24 protein-coding genes are annotated in these 25,084 nt (G+C 43.6%); 10 read left to right on the top strand and 14 right to left on the bottom strand.

Annotated features, from left to right (window positions below; translation table 11 throughout):
* Positions 1–164 precede the first annotated feature (164 nt).
* Entirely contained in the window at positions 165–1,088 is a 924-nt protein-coding gene (locus HB679_RS20400) for a TlpA disulfide reductase family protein (RefSeq protein ID WP_214073884.1), read from the bottom strand.
* A 350-nt stretch (positions 1,089–1,438) separates the two neighbouring features.
* A complete protein-coding gene (locus HB679_RS20395) occupies positions 1,439–3,724 on the bottom strand; it encodes a GH92 family glycosyl hydrolase (protein ID WP_214073883.1) in 2,286 nt (761 codons plus the stop codon).
* A gap of 168 nt (positions 3,725–3,892) precedes the next feature.
* Here HB679_RS20395 and HB679_RS20390 point away from each other — a divergent pair, with 168 nt between their 5' ends.
* The 4 genes from HB679_RS20390 to HB679_RS20375 all read left to right on the top strand — a co-directional run bounded on the left by HB679_RS20390 (position 3,893) and on the right by HB679_RS20375 (position 6,458).
* Positions 3,893–4,471: a LemA family protein gene (locus tag HB679_RS20390; protein WP_214073882.1), complete on the top strand. Its 579-nt coding sequence runs from the start codon at positions 3,893–3,895 to the stop codon at positions 4,469–4,471.
* Positions 4,472–4,563: 92 nt separating this feature from the next.
* The gene (locus HB679_RS20385; protein WP_214073881.1) at positions 4,564–5,001 is read left to right on the top strand and encodes a TPM domain-containing protein; all 438 of its coding nucleotides are present in this window, start codon (positions 4,564–4,566) and stop codon (positions 4,999–5,001) included.
* Positions 5,002–5,012: 11 nt separating this feature from the next.
* Complete coding sequence (locus tag HB679_RS20380; protein WP_214073880.1) at positions 5,013–5,828, top strand: TPM domain-containing protein; 816 nt, start codon at positions 5,013–5,015, stop codon at positions 5,826–5,828.
* 75 nt (positions 5,829–5,903) lie between these two features.
* Positions 5,904–6,458, top strand: coding sequence for an NUDIX hydrolase (locus tag HB679_RS20375; protein ID WP_214073879.1), 555 nt, complete (start codon positions 5,904–5,906; stop codon positions 6,456–6,458).
* A gap of 290 nt (positions 6,459–6,748) precedes the next feature.
* Here the strand turns inward: HB679_RS20375 and HB679_RS20370 are convergent, their stop codons facing one another.
* On the bottom strand, positions 6,749–7,912 hold the full coding sequence (locus HB679_RS20370) for an alpha-hydroxy acid oxidase (protein WP_214073878.1): 1,164 nt from the start codon (positions 7,910–7,912) through the stop codon (positions 6,749–6,751).
* Between the two features lie 144 nt (positions 7,913–8,056).
* On the opposite strand from HB679_RS20370, the gene HB679_RS20365 reads away from it, so the two are divergent.
* Both HB679_RS20365 and HB679_RS20360 read left to right on the top strand, forming a co-directional pair.
* Positions 8,057–8,938, top strand: coding sequence for a helix-turn-helix domain-containing protein (locus HB679_RS20365; protein WP_214073877.1), 882 nt, complete (start codon positions 8,057–8,059; stop codon positions 8,936–8,938).
* 97 nt (positions 8,939–9,035) lie between these two features.
* Positions 9,036–10,697: a glutamine--tRNA ligase/YqeY domain fusion protein gene (locus tag HB679_RS20360; RefSeq protein ID WP_214073876.1), complete on the top strand. Its 1,662-nt coding sequence runs from the start codon at positions 9,036–9,038 to the stop codon at positions 10,695–10,697.
* A 98-nt stretch (positions 10,698–10,795) separates the two neighbouring features.
* Here the strand turns inward: HB679_RS20360 and HB679_RS20355 are convergent, their stop codons facing one another.
* The 6 genes from HB679_RS20355 to HB679_RS20330 all read right to left on the bottom strand — a co-directional run bounded on the left by HB679_RS20355 (position 10,796) and on the right by HB679_RS20330 (position 17,481).
* The gene (locus HB679_RS20355; protein WP_255547682.1) at positions 10,796–11,704 is read right to left on the bottom strand and encodes an N-acetylmuramoyl-L-alanine amidase; all 909 of its coding nucleotides are present in this window, start codon (positions 11,702–11,704) and stop codon (positions 10,796–10,798) included.
* A 42-nt stretch (positions 11,705–11,746) separates the two neighbouring features.
* Positions 11,747–12,172: a DUF4476 domain-containing protein gene (locus tag HB679_RS20350; protein ID WP_214073875.1), complete on the bottom strand. Its 426-nt coding sequence runs from the start codon at positions 12,170–12,172 to the stop codon at positions 11,747–11,749.
* Positions 12,173–12,288: 116 nt separating this feature from the next.
* Positions 12,289–13,173: a neutral zinc metallopeptidase gene (locus HB679_RS20345; RefSeq protein ID WP_214073874.1), complete on the bottom strand. Its 885-nt coding sequence runs from the start codon at positions 13,171–13,173 to the stop codon at positions 12,289–12,291.
* A 52-nt stretch (positions 13,174–13,225) separates the two neighbouring features.
* Complete coding sequence (locus HB679_RS20340; RefSeq protein WP_214073873.1) at positions 13,226–14,365, bottom strand: heparan-alpha-glucosaminide N-acetyltransferase domain-containing protein; 1,140 nt, start codon at positions 14,363–14,365, stop codon at positions 13,226–13,228.
* A gap of 126 nt (positions 14,366–14,491) precedes the next feature.
* Positions 14,492–16,996 carry a TonB-dependent receptor gene (locus HB679_RS20335; RefSeq protein WP_214073872.1) on the bottom strand — a complete coding sequence of 835 codons (2,505 nt, stop codon included), beginning with the start codon at positions 16,994–16,996 and terminating at the stop codon, positions 14,492–14,494.
* Positions 16,997–17,103: 107 nt separating this feature from the next.
* The gene (locus tag HB679_RS20330) at positions 17,104–17,481 is read right to left on the bottom strand and encodes a hypothetical protein (RefSeq protein ID WP_214073871.1); all 378 of its coding nucleotides are present in this window, start codon (positions 17,479–17,481) and stop codon (positions 17,104–17,106) included.
* Positions 17,482–17,575: 94 nt separating this feature from the next.
* Here HB679_RS20330 and HB679_RS20325 point away from each other — a divergent pair, with 94 nt between their 5' ends.
* The 4 genes from HB679_RS20325 (at position 17,576) to HB679_RS20310 (ending at position 21,240) form a co-directional block, all read left to right on the top strand.
* Entirely contained in the window at positions 17,576–17,920 is a 345-nt protein-coding gene (locus tag HB679_RS20325) for a hypothetical protein (RefSeq protein WP_214073870.1), read from the top strand.
* 4 nt (positions 17,921–17,924) lie between these two features.
* A complete protein-coding gene (locus HB679_RS20320; protein ID WP_214073869.1) occupies positions 17,925–18,629 on the top strand; it encodes a peptidylprolyl isomerase in 705 nt (234 codons plus the stop codon).
* Positions 18,630–18,797: 168 nt separating this feature from the next.
* The gene (locus HB679_RS20315) at positions 18,798–19,565 is read left to right on the top strand and encodes an exodeoxyribonuclease III (RefSeq protein WP_214073868.1); all 768 of its coding nucleotides are present in this window, start codon (positions 18,798–18,800) and stop codon (positions 19,563–19,565) included.
* Positions 19,566–19,755: 190 nt separating this feature from the next.
* Positions 19,756–21,240 carry a M28 family peptidase gene (locus tag HB679_RS20310; protein WP_214073867.1) on the top strand — a complete coding sequence of 495 codons (1,485 nt, stop codon included), beginning with the start codon at positions 19,756–19,758 and terminating at the stop codon, positions 21,238–21,240.
* A 263-nt stretch (positions 21,241–21,503) separates the two neighbouring features.
* Here the strand turns inward: HB679_RS20310 and HB679_RS20305 are convergent, their stop codons facing one another.
* The 5 genes from HB679_RS20305 to HB679_RS20285 all read right to left on the bottom strand — a co-directional run bounded on the left by HB679_RS20305 (position 21,504) and on the right by HB679_RS20285 (position 25,002).
* A complete protein-coding gene (locus tag HB679_RS20305) occupies positions 21,504–22,199 on the bottom strand; it encodes a peptidoglycan DD-metalloendopeptidase family protein (RefSeq protein ID WP_214073866.1) in 696 nt (231 codons plus the stop codon).
* Positions 22,200–22,216: 17 nt separating this feature from the next.
* Positions 22,217–22,588: a 30S ribosome-binding factor RbfA gene (rbfA, locus tag HB679_RS20300; RefSeq protein ID WP_214073865.1), complete on the bottom strand. Its 372-nt coding sequence runs from the start codon at positions 22,586–22,588 to the stop codon at positions 22,217–22,219.
* Between the two features lie 74 nt (positions 22,589–22,662).
* Positions 22,663–23,046 (bottom strand): hypothetical protein, encoded by a 384-nt coding sequence (locus HB679_RS20295; protein WP_214073864.1) that lies wholly within the window; start codon positions 23,044–23,046, stop codon positions 22,663–22,665.
* A gap of 10 nt (positions 23,047–23,056) precedes the next feature.
* Positions 23,057–24,283 carry an ABC transporter permease gene (locus HB679_RS20290; RefSeq protein ID WP_214073863.1) on the bottom strand — a complete coding sequence of 409 codons (1,227 nt, stop codon included), beginning with the start codon at positions 24,281–24,283 and terminating at the stop codon, positions 23,057–23,059.
* A gap of 80 nt (positions 24,284–24,363) precedes the next feature.
* A complete protein-coding gene (locus HB679_RS20285; RefSeq protein ID WP_214073862.1) occupies positions 24,364–25,002 on the bottom strand; it encodes an MBL fold metallo-hydrolase in 639 nt (212 codons plus the stop codon).
* Between the last annotated feature and the right edge of the window lie 82 nt (positions 25,003–25,084).

Raw genomic sequence — 25,084 nt, 5'->3', positions numbered from 1 at the left:
GGTTGCTAGCGTCTGTTACATGTGCGCGAGTAACGAAAAGTCCAACATACCCATCAATTAATTAAGCTTTGCCTCGATCTCCTTATCAGTCGGAACACCCGATCCGAAATAAGAAGTAACTATTTTACGGTCGCCGGTAAGCGTTAGGTGAAACGGTATGTAAGTTAAATAATAATGCTTTGCCAATTCAGATTGCCAGCCCTTAAATCGGACACATTTACCCAAGCGCCAATCTTGTCCTGATTTATCGCGTTTTTCCAGGCATCGGCGTGATCATCCAAAGAAATGCTGACAATTTCTAAGCCTTTAGCTGCATACTTTTTATAAAGCGCTACATACTTTGGATGCGCTGCCCTGCAGGGCGCACAGGAGCTCGACCAAAAATCAATCAGCACCACTTTTTTGTTTTTGAGCGATGATAACTTAAACGCTTTGCCATCGATAGTAGGCATACTAAAGTCGTCGAAAATGCCTTGTTTTAATTTCTCATCCCTGTTAATATCATTCTCGACGCTCACGATATTCGGGTCATTTCTCATTTCGGGTGAGAGCATGGCTATGTATCTTTTTGTGCTGGCAGCGTCTACATAACCGTTTGCAAGATCTATCATGTTTGGTAAACATTTAAGTGTGCTGTTATTCTTAACAAGACTGTCCATATAGGGAATTGCGGCTTGCTTCTGGCTAGTTGCAGTATTAGAACTTTGAATCAGAATGTCATTTAATTTTGTAACAAAATGACTAAATATTAAGGAAGTTTTAGGCGCTTCGGTAAAATCAAAGTCTATTATTATTTGATTGTAATGAGGGTTTTGGCGCTCTTTCAAAACGGCTGTATAGTTGCCCGGCTCTAACCAAACAAAACTCATTCCTGATTTATCTGTGCGAATGAAAGTGAAGTTTTGTTCGGGCACGTCGCCGGTAAAAGAGAATGTCCCGTCACTCTGTATGGGTATAGTGTAGTTTCCCAGATGAATGCTTTTGCTGGCGCTGATCAGGTCTGCTTTACCATGAATAGTAAACTTTTGCTGCGCAAACAGCGCGATAGTTTGCAATAAGCAAATAGCCAGGACAAGCGATTTTTTCATGTGATTAGATTTTGAATAGGTTATAGCGCACTCAAAAAAATATTAATGCTTTTGAATGCGATAAAATAACGATTAAAGTATCGCTTTATTTTGAAATAGATGCTTTATACCGCTAATAACTGTACAGAAAGGAAGCGTAATCTGCTAACAGCAATAATCACCAATGAAACAAAAAATGACTTTTAAGTACTTTTTACTGTTTCATTTTGTTTCACTCTGTTTTTATAAATATCTCAATATCAGTAAATTATATAAAAATACTGTTTCACTTGTTTCAGCTGTTGTACACGCACGTGAAACAAAACAGCCCGCTCTTTTGAGCGGGCTGCCGGTTGTATAGGGTATGGCTATTATTTATGCTTAGCACCCATAAAGAAGGTGATATCGCCACCGTCCATAATATCAGCATGGCTCAAAAACAGTTTGTTCAAAGGCTTGCCGTTCAGCACGATCTTTTGGATATACACGTTCTTATCGCTCTGGTTATTAACGTGGATGTTGAAGGTCTTGCCACCACCAACTTCAACCACGGCACCGTCAACAGCCGGGCTGCCTATAGCGTATTGGTCGGACGCAGGCGCTACCGGGTAGAAGCCCAATGAACTGAAGATATACCAGGCGCTCATCTGGCCGGTATCGTCATTGCCACCTAAACCGTCAGGCGTAGGTTTGTACATCTTAGGCAGTATCATGCGAATCTTCTCCTGTGTCTTCCAGGGCTTGTCGGTCCAGTCGTAAAGGTAAGCTACGTGGTGCGATGGCTCGTTACCATGCACATAGTTACCAATGATGCCGTCTTTAGTGATGTCTTCGGTCTCGGCGAAGTACTTGTCAGGCAGGTTATAGCTAAACAGGCTGTCTACATAAATGATAAAACGCTTGTTGCCACCCATCAGCTTGATCAATGAAGCAGGATCATGCGGAACGTACAAGGTATAATTCCAGGCATTACCCTCAATAAAGCCCTGGTTTATGGTAGTAAACGGATCGAAGTTCTTACGGAAGTTGCCATCAGCATTACGTGGATGCATAAAGCCCGATTTAGGGTCGTATACGTTCTTATAGTTTTCGGCACGTTTACTAAACTCTTTGTATATGGCATCATTGCCCAGTTTCTTTGCCATTTGGGCTATGCACCAATCGTCATAAGCATACTCTAAGGTTGATGATACCGAGTTGCCATCCTTTTCATCAGGGATGTAACCCAGATCCATATAATCGCCAATGCCTAAATAGTTACGATGCCTGGCAGTGGTAACGCAAGCTTCTAAAGCTTTATTGGCATCAAACGGGGCATTGCCTTTAACAACGGCATCTGCAATTACAGATACGCTATGGTAACCGCTCATACACCAGTTTTCATTAGCCGAGTTGCTCCAAACCGGCAGCATGTGCTCCGGGCTTTGGTCAAAGTGAGCCAGCATAGATTTTACCATGTCGGCATTGCGCTTAGGTTCAATGATGTTAAACAGCGGATGCAGGGCACGATGCGTATCCCACAAACTGAAGGTGGTATAGTTGGTAAAACCGTCAGTTGTATGAATTTCCTGATCAAGGCCCTTGTATTTGCCGTCAACATCCATATAAACGGTAGGGTTGATCATAGTATGATACATCGAGGTATAGAAGTTCTCTTTGATCTCTCTGTTGCCCTGGATGGTGATCTTATGCAGCTCTTTCTCCCATTGGTCCTGGCCCTCTTGTTTGATCTTGTCAAAATCCCAGGTTTTAGCTTCGGCAGTCAGGTTGGCTTGTGCGCCCTCCATGCTTACCGGCGAGATCGCGAATTTGATCTTGATCTTCTCGCCTTCATCCGTTTTGAAATCAAAGTAAGCACGCAGGTTTTTGCCCGCTATTTCCGGGAAGTTCTTCACCGTTGCAAACTTGCCCCAGAAACCGCCGTACACCTCGCGTTTTGAATAGTTTTTGTAGCCATGGGCGATGAAGGGTTTCGAAAACTCCATCGCAAAGTATAAAGCCCTGCTGCGTGCCCAGCCGTTAGTTAAGCGATAGCCAACCACGTGCGTATCGTCAATAACACGCATGTAGGTCCACACGTTTTTGTCCGGGTAGTTATAAATGCCCGACATCAAATCCAATATAATATGAGCATTATCTGATTTTGGGAAGGTATACTGGTGAAAACCAACGCGGGTAGTGGTGGTCAGTTCGGCCAGGATATTGTGCTCATCCAGCTTAACTTTGTAATAGTTAGCCTCACTTACCTCGTTAGCGTGCGAGAATGGCGAGCGGTAACCACTATGTGGTTTGTCGGCCGTACCTGGATTCAATTTCAATGGACCGACAGTTGGCATAATCAAAAAGTCGCCCAGATCTGAGTGGCCGGTGCCGCTAAAATGGGTATGGCTAAAGCCAACAATGGTTTTATCTTCATACTGATAACCAGCGCAGTACTCGTAAACTTTGGGGTTATAATGCCCGTCAAGCTCATAGCCTACGGTATCTGTCTCGGGGCTTAATTGCACCATACCAAACGGCACAGTAGCACCGGGGAAAGTGTGGCCCATGCGCTGGGTGCCCACAATAGGCTTAACATATTGTATTAAATTCTCTGATTTTTGTGCGCTGGCAGCAAGGCCCGAGCATATTAAAAGGACAGTAAGTGTTTTCTTCATGTAATGGTGAACAGTTAATTGCAAATGATAACGCAAATTATAAAATGTAATTGAATTGATTTAATTTATATTTACCAAAGCAAACGCCATTCTGACAGTCGAAAATATATTTTGTAACATCGGTACAGGTTTTGCCATCTAAACTCAAAAAACTAAATACTAAGAACAATGAAAAAGCTATTCTCAGCAATATTGGTTATCGTGGCAGCAATGTCATTAAGCTCATGCAGCTATAACAGCATGGTGCAAATGGACGAAAATGTTAAGGCTAAATGGGGTACTGTGCAAACGCAATATCAACGCCGGTCAGATTTGATCCCTAACCTCGTTGAAGCCGTTAAAGGTGCCGCAAATTTTGAAAAAAGTACTTTGACCGACGTGATCAACGCACGTGCTAAAGCTACTTCTATACAGGTTGATCCTTCAAAATTAACGCCCGAATCTATCAAAGCCTACCAGGCTGCACAGGGTCAGTTAAGCTCAGCCTTAGGTAGATTAATGGTTGTTAGTGAAAACTATCCTAACCTGAAAACCAACGAAAACTTTTTGGGGCTGCAAGCGCAGTTAGAAGGTACCGAAAACCGCATCACCGTGGCTCGTGACGACTTTAACCAAGCGGTGCAGGAGTTTAATACCAAGATTCGCTCGTTCCCGGCTAATATCACTGCCAAAATGTTCAGTTTTACAGAAAAGGGTTACTTCCAGGCAGAAGCAGGATCTGATAAAGCGCCAAAAGTAAAATTCTAATTTAGAGATTAGAGGTTGGGGATCAGAGATGAGTTTTCTGATCTCCGATCATCTTATCAAATAATGACAACTAACCTCTAATTAACTGCCTCATGGCTCTATTTACCGACGAAGAACAACAACGTATCCGCGAGGCAATCGCCGATGCCGAAAAACACACCTCGGGCGAGTTGCGGGTTTGTATTGAAAAAACCTGCAGCGAAGAAGTGCTTGAACGTGCCGCCAAATATTTTTTTCAGCTTGATATGCAAAAAACCAAGCTGCGCAACGGCGTACTAATTTACGTTGCCGTGGTAGATCGTAAGTTTGCCATTATTGGTGATGCCGGTATAAACCAGGTGGTTGATACCCATTTTTGGGACAGCACCAAAGAAGACATGCTGGAACATTTTAAAACCGGCGATATAGTAGAAGGCATAGTAACCGGGCTTAAAATAGCCGGCGACCAGCTTGGTAAATTTTTTCCATACGATTTGAACAACGACGCCAACGAATTGAGTGACGATGTTGCCTTTATGGATGGCGATTAGAACTTAAGAAAATGTTTAAGAAAATATTATTATTTGTTGGGTTAGCGATATGTGTCCTGGGCGCTTTCGCACAACAGTTGCCACCTAAGTCTACTACGCTGGTAACCGATTATACCAATACTTTATCTGCAGATGATAAGCAAAAGCTGGAAGCAAAGCTTGTTGCTTTTAACGATTCGACTTCATCGCAGATTGCTATAGTAATGATTCATTCCATTGGCGATTATGATGTCAATGATTATGCACAGAAACTGGGACGTGCCTGGGGGATTGGACAAAAGGGCAAGAACAATGGTATTGTTATCCTGGTAGCCGTAGACGATCATAAGATGTCTATCCAAACCGGGTATGGCATGGAAGGTGCACTGCCCGACGTAATTACTCAACAGATCCGCGTGAATGATATGAACCCGCGCTTCAAAGCCGGTGAGTTTTATGAAGGCTTAGACGCCGGTGTAACTGATATTATTAAATACACCAAAGGCGAATATAAAGCTGACCCAAATACTAACAAACGCAAACGCGGCGACGATAACAGCGGTGGTCCTGCCGGTTTTATCATCATCATTGTTATTGTGATATTGATCGTGGTATTCCGCAATCGTGGTGGCGGCGGAGGCGGTGGCCGTGTTATTGGCAGCCGTGGATCTGCTAGTCCGTTCTGGTGGTTCCTGGCAGGCTCTGCACTGGGCCGCAGTAGTGGCGGCGGCGGTTGGGGAGGTTTCTCCGGCGGCAGTGGCGGTTTCGGTGGTGGTGGCGGAGGCGGAGGCTTCGGCGGATTTGGCGGTGGCAGCTTCGGCGGCGGCGGCTCGGGCGGAAGTTGGTAGACACGATTTCAGGATTATTTAGATTTATCAGGATTCTTATCGCAAACAAATCGGAGTAATCGCTATTAAAATAATATGAGCAATAACTTGGAGTGGAAAATCTGCCATTCAGAATATATACATAAAGGTCCCTGGGCTACTTTACGGTCTGACAAGTGTGAAATGCCCGACGGGCGCATTGTGGAGCAATACTACGTGTTAGAATATCCTAACTGGGTAAATGCTGTCGCGCTTACTGCAGAGAACAAAATACTAATGGTGCGCCAATATCGTCACGCAGCTAACATTGTATCGTTAGAAATTCCCGGCGGTGTAATTGATGGCGACGAAGCACCGGAAGCTGCCATGCGCCGCGAATTATTGGAAGAAACCGGCTATCAGTTTGATGATATCGAATTAATCAACATTGTGTATCCAAACCCTTCAACGGCTAATAATCATGTATACTGCTACCTGGCCAAAGGCGGCATCAAAGTACAAGAGCAGGCTTTAGATGAACACGAAGAATTGATTGTTGAAGAATACACTATTGACGAGGTAAAACAATTTTTAACCGATAACAAGATCGCGCAATCGCTGCATTGTACCGGTTTGTTTTATGCCTTTATGAAGTTAGGCGTGATCAAATAGAATTTTAGCAAAACTGTTTGTCATCCTTTACTAAGCTCGGGATAGCCCATCATTCGACAGAAACATAAATTCCCTCTCATTGGGAGGAGTGCGGTTGGCTTGAGCGAAGGCGGGGAGGGAATCGCACAGGCCGAAGCTCTTTTTTATACGCATATGTCTTTTCATGGAATACTACCATTTAGAGGGGGCAACTGCCTGAATAATATATCAATAGCAACAAGGCCTCTAATCATTGGTGATAAGAGGCCTTGTTGCTTAATTGTTATTTGCTTTTAAACGCAATTCGGAAATTATTTAAATGAGATCAATGTCTCTGGCAACGATTCTACGTTTTCGCAGCAAAGCTGTTCCATAGCTTGTTTAAATTGTGTTTTCAGCACGGCTATGGTATGGTCGCCACCTTTTTTGCCCAAGGCTGATACACCATACATAAATGGCCTGCCCATAAAGGTAAATTTTGCACCACAAGCTAAAGCCCGTGCAATATCCGGTCCCGAACGTACACCGCCATCCATCATAATAGTTAGCTTGTCGCTGTATTTGGCCGTGAGGTTATATAATGAGCGGATGGACGATTCACCCGCGTCTATCTGCCTGCCGCCGTGATTAGACACAATAATACCATCTGCGCCAAGCGCTAAGGTCTTTTCCATGTCCTGCTCGCTAACTACGCCTTTTAGTACAAGTTTGCCTTTCCATTGGTCGCGTATGGCAGCAATCTTATCTACATCCACGCGCTTATCAAAAGACGCATTCATAAACTGACCCAGCTGCCCCATATTCAGGCTTTTGTCCATGTACTTTTTCAGTGTGGCAAACTCGGGGATGCCATGCTGCAAGGTTGACAATGACCACTCTGGCCTGATACACGATTGAAAAATGTTATTGATATTCATTTTAGGCGGCATAGACAAACCAGCTTTAATTTCGCGGTACCTGATACCGAAGGAAGGCACGTCTACCAATACAACCAGCACCTGGCAGTCAACGTCTCTTAATCGCTGCAAAATATCATCGCGCATGCTGGTCTTTGCAGGATGATATAACTGGTACCAGAATTTCCCTTCAGATACCTCGGCTATGCGCTCAATACTGCTGGTTGATACCGTACTTAAAATGTAAGGGATATTGTGCTTTAAGGCAGCTTTAGCCAATATCTCGGGCGAGTTGGGCCACATTAATCCTTGCAGACCAATTGGCGCTATCCCGAAAGGCGCATCATAACGATGGCCAAACAATTCTGCGCTGGTATCTACACCTTGATACTTTTTTAAATACTGAGGCATTAGGGTGATATCATGAAAATCGGTTTCGTTTTTCAACAAATTCACCTCTTCATTACAGCCTCCTTCAAGGTAATCAAAAGCAAATTTAGGGATCCGCTTTTTGGCCTTTTTTTTCAGATCGCCAATAGATGGATACCTTGGGTCATAACTTAATAAATCTGTCGACATACTATTATGTTTATGGAGTAATTATATTTAAAAATTGGTTTTATCAAAAATAGGTATACTAAAATTATTTAATTAGCATAAAACTTACCTTAATTGGTACTTTCCGTAGATTCGCCCAGCGTCAGAAAAAAACAATAAATATTAATGATACCAATTTATGATATTAAGGATTTTTCGCCACACTACGACAAAGAGCCGCAGTTTGTAATTGTACCGTTTGAAAATCTGAACCGCCCCAGTCCCTTTAGCTGGCCGCATAAGCATAGTTTTTATGAGATTTTATGGATAAGACGCGGTAAAGCCAAACACTTTGTTGATAACCAGGAGCTTGACCTTTCAAGCGATACTATCTACTTCATGTCGCCGGGGCAAACGCATCATTTTGAAAAGTATGAGGCCATTAAAGGCGACAGCATTATGTTCACCGAGGAGTTTTTTATCTTGAATTTCATCAATAAAGAAGCCCTGCAACAACTTTCATTTTTAGACGACAGTTACCGCAGCCCCAACATAAAACTCGATGAACCTACCAAACAAGTTTTAGAACCTTTGCTCAAGCTATTATATACTGAGTTTGAACGCCCTGATTATTCTAAACTGGCCATCAGCTCGATACTCTACGTATTTTTGAACAGCCTGCAGCGGGTTTATTTAACCCAAGATAGCAACAGCCACTTACCATCTAACCATACCACTGTTTTTAACAGCTTTAAACGGCTTTTGGAACAGCACTATAAAGAACAAAAAAAACTACCTTTTTATTCGGCCGAACTTTTTATCACCCCACATTATTTGAATGAGGTGGTTAAAAATGTCACCGGTAAAACAGCCAGCGAATTTGTGCAGGACCGCCTATCACTTGAAGCTAAAAGAATGCTGGTACAAAGCCATTTCCAGATCGGGCAAATAGCCGAGGAACTAGGGTTTAAAGATTTCTCTTATTTTTCAAGACATTTCAAAAAGCACAACAACATTAGCCCCGAGCAATACCGAAACCAGATGCACGAAAAGCACGGACTAAGTTAGCCCAAGTCAAATCTGCATTAAATATCGCCATTAAGTGAATTATAGCGACTTGTGTTTATGCCGAGTTTGCAGTAAAAACGCTACTTTTGCGCTTATCATGAGCGAAGAGAGATCATTAAATTTTATTGAGGAAATAGTTGAGGAAGATTTAGCTAAAGGCACTCACGGTGGCCGGGTTTTGACCCGTTTCCCTCCGGAGCCGAATGGTTATTTACACATTGGGCATGCTAAGTCTATTTGTTTAAACTTTGGACTGGCAAAAAAATACGATGGTCAGACTAACCTTCGCTTTGACGATACCAACCCTACCAAAGAAGAAACCGAATACGTTGACAGCATTAAAGAAGACGTTAAATGGCTAGGGTTTAATTGGGCCAGCGAATTATACGCATCAGACTATTTTGAGCAATTATACAATTTCGCTGTCGAGCTGATTAAAAAAGGCCTGGCTTATGTGGACGATAGCACGTCCGAAGAAATTGCTGCGCAAAAAGGCACACCAACAGAACCGGGCACACCGAATCAATATCGCAACCGCAGCGTTGATGAAAATCTGATTTTATTTGCCGGTATGAAAGCCGGCAAATACCAGGACGGTGAGAAAGTATTGCGCGCTAAGATTGACCTGGCGTCGCCAAATATGTTGCTGCGCGATCCGCTGATGTACCGCATTAAACATGCGCGTCATCACCGCACCGGCGATGCCTGGTGCATTTACCCGATGTACGATTTTGCACATGGGCAGTCGGACGCTTTGGAGGAGATCACGCATTCTATCTGCACGCTGGAATTTGTTCCGCACAGACCGCTGTATGATCTGTTCATCAAAGAATTAGAAATTTTCCCATCCAAACAATATGAGTTTGCCCGCCTGAACATGACCTATACGGTGATGAGCAAGCGTAAACTGATGCAATTAGTTACCGATAATCACGTAGAAAGCTGGGACGACCCACGTATGCCTACTATCAGCGGTTTGCGTCGTCGCGGTTATACGGCCGCTTCTATCCGCGAGTTTTGCGAGCGTATCGGCGTAGCTAAACGCGATAATATGATTGACGTGAGCCTGCTGGAGTTCTGTATCCGTGAAGATCTGAACAAAACAGCATGGCGCCGTATGGCTGTGTTAGATCCGATAAAACTGATCATTACTAATTATCCCGAAGGTCAAACTGAAACTCTGCATGGCGAAAACAACCCGGAAGTTGAAGGTGGCGATGGCGGCCGTGATATTCCGTTCGGTAATGAATTATGGATTGAACGCGAGGACTTTATGGAAGAACCGCCAAAGAAATTTTTCCGTCTGGGTGTTGGACTGATGGCTCGTTTAAAGAATGCTTACATTGTAAAATGCGAGGACTTTAAGAAAGATGCCGATGGCAACGTAACCGAGATCTATTGCACTTATATCCCTGAATCAAAATCAGGAAGCGATACCAGCGGCGTTAACGTAAAAGGCACCATCCATTGGGTGAGTGTACCACACGCCAAAACCGCCGAGGTTAGGTTATATGATCGTCTGTTTCAAGTTGAAGATCCGTCGAACGAGGAAGGCGATTTTAAAGAGTACCTAAATCCGGAGAGCTTACATGTATTGCCAACGGCTTATATCGAGCCTGATTTGGCAACTGCTAAGCCGGGTAAAGGTTATCAGTTTATACGTAAAGGTTACTTTACTTTGGATAAGCACTCAACTGCCGATAAGCTGGTGTTTAACCGGACGGTGGGTTTGAAGGATAGCTGGACTAAAAAAAGCTAAAAGCCTTCAAAGCTGAAGGCTTTTAGCTTTTTATAAATACAGGGCGAGGAATAATATCTTCGCCCTTTGCTTTTAGCTTTCTGCTTTAATCTTTCAGCTTAATACTTCTGATACACGTTATACAACACATTCAAATCCAGCTGACTTAACTGCGCCGTGCTATCGTCTTGCACAAAGTGGCGTTTAAAAGCGATAACTGCCGCGTTCAAATCAGAGGTATCATAACCCATTAGCTTGAGTGCCGTTTTATAGTCGAAATTATCGGGAGCCAGTTCCAGTGCATCGTCACTCCAATAACCGAAACCATTTTGTGCCAGCAATTTCCACGGAAAAAGCGGACCCGGATCGGGCTTACGTTTTGGCGCAAAATCCTGGTGTCCTAAAAAATTAGCAGTTGGGATATTGTAAGCTTTTTTGAGTTGAGCTAAGAGAAGCAACAGGCTTTTAATCTGCGCATCGGTAAATGGTTCTGAGCCGTTATTATCTAGCTCAATACCTAATGAGATACTGTTCATATCGGTAACGCTGCCCCATTTACCCAAACCGGCGTGGTTAGAGCGCAGATAATCGTTCACCATGTGATATACCTTGCCGTCTTTACCTACCACATAGTGCGCGCTTACCTCGGTACTTTTAATGGTAAAAGTGCGGATGGTTTGTTGTACAGAATCCTGCGCCGTAAAATGGATGATAACATAGTTAGCCTTTCGGATACCAAAATTGGTGGACCCAACCCATTCAGATGGCGTTTGGATCAAACCGGTGCTATCCATTAATACAGAAGGCTGCTGCTGCCTCACCAAACCAATTAGCGAGTCTGACTTTACGGTGTAGATACTGTCAGTACTAAAATGCGGGCCACGTACCACGGGGATCTTTTTGCCTTCGGCCGTGGTAATATTGGTGGTACCGCCCGGTTTATTCACCTTGGGTGAGCAAGCTGCAATAAACAATGCAAAGGCCAATAACAATACATACGTAAAGGGGTAATTATTGTGTTTTACCATTTTTTTTGTTTGTTGGCCTGTTGCATAAATAATACCAAAGTATTACCACTTACGGGCCTTATCGTAAAAATCTTCTAATCGGTTCTTGTAACCCTCCTCGCTAAACAAATCTATGATCTTTAAAAAAGTTTTATAGTTGGTAGTATATGGGAAGGCGTATTCTGCACATTCTAATTTTGAATCATCGGCCAAAAACTGGTTAAGCAAGGTAATTAATTGATCAACAGTTAGCGCTTTATCTGTCACCTCTGTTTTAAGTGTCGCTATTTTTTCCTCGTCGTTACGCTTTTGGCGTATTTTATTTAAAATCTTAGTCAAATCGTCGTCACTCATTGCTGTTTTTGGGTGAACGATCTTTTTGCGAACGGTGTCAGTAAAAACGCTATTGTTTGTAGCCGCTACAGATTTCAGGCCTGTTCCGGCTATACCAGCCAATACCAGGAAAAAGCAAAGTAATTTTTTCATCATTAACAGGGGTTAAATTGTCTTAATCAAAAATAACCCAAGGCTTTATCGGCACCAAACATTCTGTATTAAACGGCAATTTTTACACGAAAATATACCATTAATTAATATAGTTAGAATTATTGGTTAAATCTATCGTCTTCTAGCTCGGTATTTGCAAAGGTGTTACCTTGTTTAATGTCTCCCGTATCATATCCTTTTTTAAACCAATAAGCCCGCTGAGCGCTGGTGCCATGCGTAAAACTATCCGGCGTAACCCTACCCTGGTATTTTTGTTGCAGCCTGTCGTCGCCAATTTGGTGCGCGGCATTCAGTGCCGAGTCAATATCTGCCCGTTCAATAACAATATTATTATAATGATTTAAAGCCTCATAATGTGCCCAAACACCGGCGTAGAAATCGGCTTGTAGCTCTAGTTTAACAGATAATTTATTATAATCGCGCTCATTTAGATTTTGCCGGGCCTCTTCCATTTTTTGCGATACACCCAATAGATTTTGAATATGATGCCCTACCTCATGGGCAATGACGTACGCCCAGGCTGATTCGCCGGGTGCGCTGAAGCGGTTTTCTAATTCATTGAAGAATGACAGATCTAAATAAACCCTTTTATCCGCAGGGCAATAAAACGGACCGGTGGCTGACGTTGTAAATCCGCAACCTTCGGCATCAACCTGGTCGGTAAAAGTATGCAGTATTGGGTGTTCGTAGGTTTTACCCATGCTGCGGAATATGCTATCCCAAACTACGGTAGTTCCTTGAAAAACTACGCGGGCAAATTGCTTCTCACGGCTCTCGCCACCGCCGGGTACGGTATTGATTTGTTGCGAGTTTGGCGAACTACCTGAATTAAACAGCTGTGCCGGATTGAAGCCGGTGAATAGGTAAATAATTGCACCAATAAGCCCTAATGCTCCGCCTCCAAACAAAAAGCCACGACGGCCGCCGCCACTGCTGCTACCTTCTTCGTAATCATTACTTTCTTCGCCGCCTTGCCATTGCATAATTTAAATGCTGTTTGATGTTGTTAACAGCATAGCGCGGGCTATTGTTTGGCTACAAATAACTTAACCACCATTGTTTATGTGAGCGTTTGTATTTCATAAACCAACGGCACGGAAAGTATAATGTTGTCACAATACAAACCCAAACTATATATACGCCACCCAAACTTAGGCCGACAGCCGGTCCGCCCGGAAGTAAGCTGGTAGGTAACGGTATAATTAATCCTAACACGATAGCTGCAAAATGGATCAGGTACAAATGACAGATATAATAAAACAACGGCACTCGGCCATACACTACAAATATATCGGTAAACTTATTGCTTTTACCTTCTATCAAAGCCAGAAATAACATGCCGGGACCAAGCGTGATTAGCAAATAATCTAATGATGGCGGGTATTTACTTACATCGATAAAAGATAAAATAGTACGGTGAATATTGCCTTGATAAGTCCAGGTGGTTGGGTCGCCATAAATGGCAAAATATCTAATAATGATAAATAGCACCAACGCAGACGAACCCAAAATGATTAGAATGCGTTTACGTTTATCAGCATCAATAGTGAATATTTTACCAAAGCTATAGCCCGCAGCCATTACACCAACCCAGGGAATGAGCGGGTACATTACAAATATGGTTTCGCCGCCTATATTTACCAGACCCTGAACATGCAGGAAGGTCCATAATGTTTTTTCGCCGGCTGGCACCATCGATAGTTTGATGCCATCTAACGCGTCATGCCCAAATATCAGTATCAAACCAAAAGCGCCGACTACAGGTAATGGCAGGTATACCAAAAGGCCCAATATCATCATACTTATGCCAATTGCCCAAATCACCTGTAAAAACTGGCCGCCGCCCCAGCCCAAACGTATTACAGTAAGCTCCAATATAACCAACCACAAACCTCGCGACAGCAAAAAATTTGACGCCTGCCTTTTGGTCTTGCCCCTGTTAAGCGATAAAAACGCACCCGTACCTGCCAAAAAAACAAAAGTCGCCGCGCAGTAATGTGTAATAAAACGGGTCAGGAATAATAGGGTTGATGCCCGGGTCAAATCTGTCGGATCAATGGTTTCGGCCATAAAGAAATCTCGGGTATGGTCTAGCGCCATAATTACCATTACAACGCCGCGCAAAATGTCGATAGAATCGATGCGCTTTTTAGGGGTTTCAGCTAACAGGTTCATTAGGGATTTTTTGAAACCCTAACTTACAAATATTCTTTAATTATTTATAATACACATAATCAATTGCTTATAAACAAGATCGGCACCCCAAAACTGAGGTGCCGATACTTTATTGGTGTGCGATGATTAATTTGTTGTTACCGCCTTTGGTCGCTGAAAGTTAAACGGTACTATAACTTTAAAACTTATGTTGCGGCCCATGTTATAAATACCGCGTTGTACACCTGGTGCGGTGTCAGTGTTATCAAAGTATTTCAACCGGCTCATGTTTGATTGATAATTCACATCGCCCAGATTGGTGCCTTCTATAAATAACTCTAAAACCTTATCGCCTTTTGAGTTGGTTAGGTTACCGCCTAAGCCCGCGCTTATTAAATTATAACCGGCGGTATAGGTTTCTGTGCCATAGGCAGAAAAGAAACGATTCTGTGCACTGTAATGATCTAAACCAACAAAGGCATAGATATTTTTAACTGATGAAAAGCCTTTGGCAAAAGTACCGCGCAATTCTGAGTGTGTGTGTACCGGCGGAATAAATGGCAGATATTTCAAGCTATCAGCCACCGGGCCGCCGTTGCCTAAGTTTTTGCCATAGGTAAGTGCCAAATTATTCTCGAAATGCAGCCATGATACCGGGTGGATGTCTAAACTAAACTCGCCACCATTAATGCGGGCTTTGCTTTGAGTATAAGTAAATATAGTATATAATGGGAATGCCGGATTAACCGCCGCACTACCATCGGGATTTAATACTTGTTGCTGATAGATATAATTCTGAATATCGTTATTAAACAACTCAACGCTTACCGACACGTTCGGCAGGGTCAGGAACGCACCGATGTCTTCCTGCACACTAAATTCAGGCTTGAAGTTAGGATTACCTACGTGGTAGATCTGCGAACCCGGATCGGGGCCATTAGCTGACAATTCGGCGATACTTGGCGCTCTGAAACCGCGCGATACATTGCCTTTCAGCAAAAACTCCTGCGAGAAATTGTAAGTGGCGCCAAAGCTTCCTGAGAAACCGGTAAAGGTTTTATTTAGCGCATCAAATTGTTTGGTAACACCTGTTGTTCCGCCCGGATTACTGCCGGTGTATAGTTCGGGGTATTTATTACTTAGTGTATCTATGTAAGCTGCCTGGCCGTTGAACGAACGGTAATCATATCTACCGCCTGCAGATATATCCAAATTGCCAAAGCTTTTCTTGATCACCGCAAACGGACCAATATCAAACTGGTGATAAGCCGGGATCGGAAAATCGGTAGCATCGTCAATGGCGTTATTTTGGTATTGACCATTTACACCGAAAGTGGTTTCATAACCATCGCCGAAGGTCTGGTCGTACTTAAAATCGTAAGTGTAAGTGGTTAGGTGAAGGTTCAAGCCGGCAACTTCTGCATCCTCAGGGTGAGTAAATTCGCGACGGTGGCTAAACTGGTAACCCAGGTTGACAAACAAGTTTGCGCCGTTACCCAATATGAAGTTGCTGTTGTTATAAATGCGGTATAATTGTACGTGTTGGTGCAGCACCGGTATTTTATACGAGTTAAGTTCGCTGCCGGGCACTATTTGGTAACCACCATCTTCGGTAGTCTGCTTGGTGAACTGGCGGCTGATTGAATCACGGGCGCCGTCCGGGATGGCTTGCTCATCGTCAAATAACGAAGCATTGAAATACGAATATCCCCATGATTTATTTAAACCTAACATCAGGCGGGCATCACGCTCTTTAAAGTTAGTTGCGTAAACGCGGCCATCATGCTGGTTTTGGTAATCTTTTGATTCTTTGGCCGATATTACTGTCCCCCATACCAAACCATTGTTGTTGCCTTGCAGTCTTAATGAGTTGTTAATAGCACCGGCATTGGTACCGTACGACATCATGGTTGAACCCGCAATGGCACCATCAGGCAATGGCGGCGGCGATATCAGGTTGACAACTCCACCAATAGCGTCCGACCCATAAGTTAAACTGGCCGGGCCCTTAATTACTTCTACACGATCTATGGAGTTTTGATCCACTTCTATACCGTGTTCATCGCCCCATTGCTGCCCTTCCTGACGAATACCGTCCATTAGCGTAATTACACGGTTATAGCCTAAACCGTGGATAAACGGTTTAGAAATATTAGGGCCGGTAGTTACTGCGCTTACGCCCGGTATGTTAGCTATCATATCGATAACGTTACCGGCAGCAGCGCGCTGGTCTATAAACGCTTTGCCTACCGCAGCCATTGGTATCGGGCTTTTCTTTAGCTCGGTAGCACGGCTTACACCTGTAACTACTACTTCGCCGGCTTCAATAAATGATGCCTGAAGTTGAAAGTTTAGGGTTTGGCTTTTTGAAAAATCTACCGTTTGGGTAATACCTGCATAACCTACGCAGCTAATCTGCACTAGGTAAACACCTCGGGTGATATTGCTTAAAGTGAACTTTCCATTAGCATTTGTCACTGTCCCGGTTTTTAAATCGGGGATATTGATAGTAGCACCTACAATGGGCGAGTTGTCTTTTTTATCGGTGACAGTACCCGCTATAGTTGCAGGTGGCGCGTCGGCAGCCTTTGTATATATGGTGTTTGCCAGCAAAACAAACAGCAGGCTTAGTATTTTTATATAAGATTTCATCTTCGACTTAATATATTTAAGTATGGCCCGTTAAATACGATGACACATACTGATTGCTCTGAAATAATTTGATAAGGCGGCCCTCAAAAAACAGGCCTGAAAAAGTTTTAGCAGGATGCTGAAACCGGCGGTGCGCGGCCAGCCGCCAAAACCAAAGCAATGCTTATAAAATTGTAGCTGTAAGCTTTATAAAAATGCTTTGTAACAATATTAGGACTGAAGTAAGTATAGTGGCTAACTACGGCACTCATGTGGTGCATTGCATCACAAAGCGAACATTTTTCTTGCACAATGGTACGTGGACCGTATTGGGCAGCTATTTTGCTATTGGTAGTATTACCGGCTACAATTTTATGCTGGTGGGCGTAAACTACGTATTGGCCCGCTATAAAACAGATCAATAGTACCCACGAGTAAAGAATATTTGCCTTGTTATTTTTCAAAATAAGCTGATGCTTTTTGTAACCAAATGCAAATTTAAGCATAAAAAGCCAAAATAAAGAGTCAAAAGCAATATTGTTGCAAAAACTATTGTTTTTTGTGTTCAAATACAGCAGCCATCCGTGTATATTTGCAGCTATGACACCGGCACAGATTAACAAGAAATGGATTGAATTACAGGATAAGATTGCCATGGATTTTGACAGCGATAAGCCCGATGTTAAAGTGATGCTTTTTTTAATAGGCGTACAGGAATTGGGCCAGGGCCCACGTAAATTCAGCAAGCGGCAAAAGGAAGAACTGATGCATATTGCCACTTGCAAATTATTTAGCATGATGGGCTTTTATGAGCTGGAAGGCCTGGACCAGGATGGCTGGCCGCATTGGAAGATAGTACAGACCGTACCTAACTATACGCTACTGGAGCAGGAGCTGCTCCTGAAATCATTAATCATAAATTATTTCGAGGAAGAAATTAATTAATAATATGAAAAGAACGCTTACCCTTATTTTATTACTGATTACTGTAACCGCATTTGCTAAACCGCCTAAAAACCAATATGTGCGTATCAGCACTTCGTTTGGCTCATGCATTATACGTTTGTATAACGAGACGCCACAGCACCGCGATAACTTTATCAAACTGGCCAAAAAAGGTTTTTATAATGGTACGCTGTTTCACCGGGTTATCCAGAACTTTATGATCCAGGGTGGTGATCCGGATTCTAAGGATACCAGCAAAAACAAACCAGGGGTTGAATTGGGTAATGGTGATGTAAAATATACCATCCCTGCCGAATTTAATGATAGTTTATATCATAAACGAGGTGTATTGGCCGCTGCGCGGGATGATAACCCGGCTAAAGCATCCAGCGGATGCCAGTTTTATATTGTAGAAGGCAAACGTTTTACGGACGCCGATTTAGATAAACTAGTATCTACCCGTTTAATGGGCCACCCTATACCGGCCTCACATCGCGAAGTTTATAAAACGGTGGGCGGCTCGCCGCATTTGGATGGTAACTATACCGTTTATGGCGAAGTAGTGACGGGCATAGATATGGTGGACCAGATTGCCGGGGTAAAGAAAGATGAACGTGACAGACCGTTAAGCAATGTGCCTATGACGGTGACGGTATTATCAAAAGGCGAGTGCAAGGATCTGGACAAGATTTTGGGATTAAAGAATTAACACGATTTTAAGATTAAAGGATTATAATTGAAATTAAATCGTGTCAATTATTCAATATCCTGATTAATCATTTCAATCCTTAAATCGTGTCAATATCCTAATTAATCTTTCAATCTTAATCGTGTTAAACCAAGATCCTGCTTAATCATTCAATCATAAAATCGTGTCATGAAGATCATTACCTATAACGTCAACGGCATCCGTTCGGCGATAAATAAAGACTGGCTGGCCTGGTTACAGGCTACTAATGCCGATGTGGTTTGCTTACAAGAAATTAAAGCCACACCTGATGTATTAACCGACCTGCACCTGGTGGAAGCTTTGGGCTATGAGCACTATTGGTTCCCGGCCGAAAAGAAAGGCTACAGTGGTGTAGCTATCCTGACCAAACGCACACCTAAGCACATAGAATACGGCTGCGGCATCCCCGACTTTGACCGCGAGGGCCGCAATATCCGGGTTGATTTCGATGAGGTATCGGTGATGAGTGCTTACTTTCCATCGGGATCAAGTGGCGAGGAAAGACAGGCCTTTAAATTTAGATTTTTAGATGAGTTTGGTAAATATCTGACCTTGCTTAAAGTTGATTGCCCTAAACTGGTTATCTGTGGCGATTACAACATTTGCCACCGCCCTATTGATATCCATAACCCAAAATCAAACGCCAACTCATCGGGCTTTTTGCCTGAGGAACGCGAGTGGATGGAGAACTTCATCGAGTCGGGTTATGTGGATACTTTCCGTCACTTAAATAAGGAACCCCATAATTATACCTGGTGGAGTTTCCGTGCCAACTCGCGCGCCAAGAACCTGGGCTGGCGCATTGACTATGCCATGGCGAGTAAAGAACTAGAGGACAACATTAAACGTGTTGCCATACTTTCCGAAGCAAGACATTCCGATCATTGCCCGGTGTTGCTGGAAATGGAATTTTAATACCTTTACTCCGTCACGTCATCGTGAGCGAGGTACGAGCGTGACGATCTCTATACGACTATATCACAAATTAAAAACTTATCGCTTTACCGAAGCTCGCCACGCTACGCTCGTGATGACGCTAAGGGTTGGTTCTTTCTTGATTTATCGCAATAGCGCATTTTATCGCCAGTATAGTATATTTGATCTTATGAGACCTAAATTCATCCTACCCTTGTTATTGGCCTGCAGCAGCATAGCCTGCGCACAGGACGCTTCTGTTAAAAACATCGCAGCTATTAATCCGCCTGCTACAGCGCTTGCACCATTGCGCTATTTGGCATCAGACGAATTGATGGGCCGCGGCATTGACCGCCCCGAGATCAATATCGCAGCGCAATATATTGCCGATCAGTTTCAAAGTTTTGGTGTTAAGCCAGTGAGAGGCGCTGATGGCTATTTTCAGGAATTTGATATCACCAGGCTCATACCTGGCAAAACAGGCGAGGTACACATTGGCCAACTGAGTTTTACGCTCGGAAAAGACTTTGTGCAATTGCGCCCGGTAGATGTTAACATGAAGATTCCGTTGGTATATGTGGGTCGCGTAACCGAATTTGACCCAGCCAGCATGGATGTACATGGAAAAATCATTTTGGTTGATCTGGGCATAGCCGGTGATGCCCCATCGATTCAGAAAGACTACGGCGAACTAAATAAATTATGTACCGCGCTAACCAAAGCCGGCGCTGTAGCTATTGTTGCCCGTTACAACGGCCGGCCCGCAGCCTGGACCAACTTATTGGGTCATCTTCATCAGGCACAGGTGGCACATCCAAATGACGCCGTTTTATTAAACACTTTCATCACTGATAACACGCCCGAGTTTCAGGCTTTGCTGACCAAAGGTTATACAACCGAGGCTCATATTATAGTTTCAGGCACCTTAGCAAGAACTATCCACCTTAAAAATGTGATAGGTTACGTAAAAGGCACCGACCCCAAATTGAATAATCAATACATTCTGCTCACCTCGCATTATGACCACCTGGGTGTAGGCAAACCCACCATGGAAGAAGGGAAATTGGACAGTATTTTTAATGGCGCCAGAGATAACGCATCGGGCACTACAGCCGTGATAGACGCGGCTCGTTATTTTGCCAAATATCCGCCCGCACGTTCTGTATTATTCATCACCTATACCGCCGAGGAAAGCGGCGAAATTGGCAGCCATTATTATGCGGTACATCCTATCGTTCCGCTTCAAAAGATCATTTACAACCTGAATATCGATAACGCCAGCTACGACGATACCAGCCTCATCTCGCTGGTGGGCCTGGGCCGTACTACTGCCGACGAGCAGGTCAAGAAAGCCTGTGCCGCCTACGGCATGACCGTTAATGGCGACCCAACCGGCGGCCAGTTATTTTATGCCAGCGACAATTATCCATTAGCAGAGAAAGGCGTACCGGCACCTACTTTTAGCTTTGGTATGAGAACTTTTGGTCCGGAGATATTTAAACGCTATCACCAACGTAGCGACGAGGTAGGCAATATGGATCTGGATTACATGATGAAATTTGTGGATGCTTATATATTGGCGGCCCAATACATTGCAAACGACCCACAGACAGCTACCTGGGCCAAAGGTGACGAACTGGAAAAAGTTGGGTTGGAATTGTACGGGAAGCAATAGGATCAATTTACCCCTCCCTGCGTGTCATCGTGAGCGAGGAACGAGCGTGACGATCTCCGTAACGCGTCCCCGTCCGCTCGTTCAGAGATCCTCACGCTACGCTCAGGATGACGTGTCGGAGAGATAGTGCAAAAGAAATCTACTTTCCCCACCACGTCATCGTGAGCGAGGAACGAGCGTGACGATCTCTTGCCGCTTTGATAGAGATTGCCACGCTACGCTCGCAATGACGCGGTGGTATAAAGACGCAATATATTGCGTCTCTACATTTTAGGAAATCTCAAAATCAAATTAGGATCGGGAATATTGTGGAGATGTTTTTCTTTTTCAGAAAAGCGTGCCACACCAGGGTAATCGCCCACCTTTCCCTCCATATCAAACATTAACTGAAAATGCAGATGGGGTGGCCAGTGTCCGTTTTCATTAACATTGCCTAGCGCAGCAATTTTTTTATTTTTGGCGATGGATTGACCGGCGGTTAGGCCTGTTAAGCTTTCACGATCTAAATGTCCGTAAAGACTATAAAGCGTTAACCCATTCAGATTATGTTGCAGGATGATAGTCGGCCCGTAATCTCCAAAATTATTGTTATCCTGAAAGCTGTGCACTATGCCATCTAAAGGAGAATAAACCAAAGTTCCGGCTTCTGCCCAAACATCTACGCCTAAATGTAAACGCCGCGGCTCATCGTCCGTATCAAACAACGGGCTGCGGGCATACAGGGTTCGATGCTCCATGTAGCCCCCTATGCCATAGCGGCTGTTTGTCTTGGCAAGTTTGGCATTGATCCAATCGCTAAAACGTTCGCTGTCGCTTATGGTATCAATATCAAGTTCGGTATTGGCAGCGGTAAAGTCAAAAGGGTAGAGTTTATCCGCAGCCGGATCATAATCAACTACCTTACCCACAGCAAATGGATTTGCTTTTATCCAGGCAATTAGTTGATTGGTTTTACTCATGAAACCTCGGGGAATGATTACTCCTGGTCGGGTTGTTTTTCTTCGCGGTGGATCTTGTCGAAGATCTTTTCCATCCGGTCAACGTATTCACTGGTATCATCAACAAAAAACTCAAGCTGCGGTATTACCCTTACCTGGTCTTTAATGCGGCTACCTAATTTATATCTTATTTCTGCCGCGTGTTGCTTAACAGTTTGCAGTGCAAGCGTATTGTTGGTGTTATTAAAAAAGCTCAAAAACACCCTCGCTATTGCCAGGTCGGGTGTAACCCTCACTTTGGTTATAGTTACCAGCGTGTTTGGTAAGTAATTCATGCCCTCACGCTGAAAAATGGCGGCCAGGTCCTCTTGTATTACTCCGGCAAATTTTTGTTGACGTTTTGATTCCATAACTGATATTTATTTTAACGCCAAACAGGCAATTGAGTTTGAAATTATTCTCTGAACAATATATCTAAAAATTTCTACTTGCAATCGGCAGGTATATCTTTAGTTATTTTTATTACTTTTTTAACAGTGAGCGTGCTATCATAAGCGCCACCATCGCCGTTTTTAACCGACTTGCTCATGTTACCCTCTACCTCAATATACACCGGCTGGCCGGCCTGCTCAAAGTTAACAATTTGGGAGTATTGCAGCTCTAATTGTTTAGAACTATCGGCCACCCAAAACTGGCCCTGCTGATTACATACCTGGAAAAGCTTGGCGCCCGGCTCGCAGCTGTATATCCCTTTAAAAACCGGGCGAACCTGCGCCGAGCCTTTATCGCTATTGGTTTTATGCTTGCACGCCGTGACAATAATCATCACCGTAAACATCAACATAAAATATAGCCTGCCTGTACGCATAAAAGCAAATTTATAGATCTTGTTTAATATCGTCTAAGCCTTTAATGCTTAGCCTTGCACTAATACCCGATGCTATCGCCGCAATAGCCAGCACGGTAAAAAACACCAGTAGAAAATCGCCACCTTTAATATCAACAGGGTATGCATTGTTAGGCACATTCATGCCACCTACCTGTATGAGGCCGTAGTGTTGTTGCAATATACAAAATACCCAACCCAGTACAATACCTATGAGGCAGCCGGTTAAGGATATCATCAGCCCTTCAAAAAAGAAAACACCCTGGATAAGAATTTTACCGGCCCCCAGGCTGGTTAATATGGCAATGTCCTTGCGTTTGTCTATCACCAAAATGGTGAGCGAACCTACAATATTAAAAGCAGCTATAATAATCACAAAAGTCAGGATCATAAACACTGACCACTTTTCTAAGTTAAGTGTCTTATATAGCGAGGTGTCCTGTTCCTGCCGGTTTTTTATCGTAAAGTCTTTACCAATTTCGGCCTGTAGTTTATTTTGAATGGCTGTTATATCTGCGCCTTTTTTAAAGTTGATGTCGAGCGACGAAACGTTTACCGGCTCGTCGAACAATTCGCGCGTAAACTCTATGGGCACCACAACCATATCGTCATAATCTTGCTGGATAGAGAACACACCCGATGTGTATATACTGCGGGTAATAAACTCATCGCCCGGGCTAATAGCGCTTGCAGCACCACGGCGGGGCGCATAAATTTGTAAAGGATAAACGGTATTGCCGGGACTCACCGCCAAACTATTGTGCACAGTAACACCAATAACTGCCATGGGGCTGTTATTGGTATGCAGCGCGAATGATCCTTCCAGAATAGTACTATCCAGCTTACGATTTCTTAAAAACTCCTCGCTTACACCTGTTATACGGCCTATATAAGGTTTTTCGCGATACTGGATCATAACCTTATCCTGTAAGATCTGGGTGAACGAGAATACATGCGGATTTTTATGCAGCTCATCAAAATAGGCGGTGTGTGGATTAAAGCTTTTGCCCAGGCGAGCCTCAATCCTTAAGTCGGGTGCAAAGTTACTATTTTGGCCGATAATCACTTTTTCCAGCCCGTTAAATACCGAGAGCACGATGATAAGCGCAGCAGTACCAATTAACACCCCCGCCATAGATACCGCCGAAATGATGTTGATAACATGCATTTTTTTGCTTGATACCAGGTAACGCCGGGCTATAAAAATAGAGGTATTCATATTTTGAAATTATCTTTCCTGCGTGCAATGCGCGCCATCAATTCGGATAAAAATACATAAAAGGCATCATGCCTGATGCACTATACTAAAAAAGGATTGGTCAATTTTTCGTAGCCAATGGTAGTATCAATACCATGGCCAGGGTAAACCCGGCAATCCTCAGGCAATACGAGTAGTTTTTGTTCGATATTGGCGATGAGTTGCTTAAAATCGCCGCCGGGCAAATCTGTGCGGCCAATACTGCCTGCAAACAATACATCGCCACCAATTACATAGTTAGCCTTCTCGTCATAAAAACACAAATGTGCCGGCGAGTGTCCGGGTGCAAAGATCAAGGTTAGCGTAGTATTGCCAAAACTAACGGTGCCGGTTTCGTTCAAAAAAGTATCAGGCACCGGCGATGGCTCATAATGCAACCCAAACTGCGGCGCGTAGGCTATACCGGCTTCCAGCAAATGCAACTCGCCTTTATGAAACTGAGGCTTCAGTCCGTACATATCAAATACAAATTTATTGCCCAGGATATGGTCTATATGGCAATGGGTATTCAGCAGCAAAACCGGTTTCAGGTTATTGTTTTTAATGAAATTAACCACCGCATTTTGCTCGGCAGCATTATCCATTCCGGGATCAATGATGGCGCATTCGCCGGTTTCATCATATAAAATATAAGTGTTTTCCTGGAAGGGATTATTGGGGAGAACTTTTACTGTTGCCATTTTAGAGGGTTGCACGTGATACGTTTTACGTGGTACGTTAATAGTTATTAATATTTAAGGAAACGTATAACGTAATACGTAC

Source organism: Mucilaginibacter sp. dw_454 (assembly GCF_018449775.1).
GTDB lineage: Bacteria > Bacteroidota > Bacteroidia > Sphingobacteriales > Sphingobacteriaceae > Mucilaginibacter.
The sequence above is the reverse complement of the archived record's forward strand: the minus strand, read 5'-3'. Positions and strand labels throughout refer to the sequence as shown.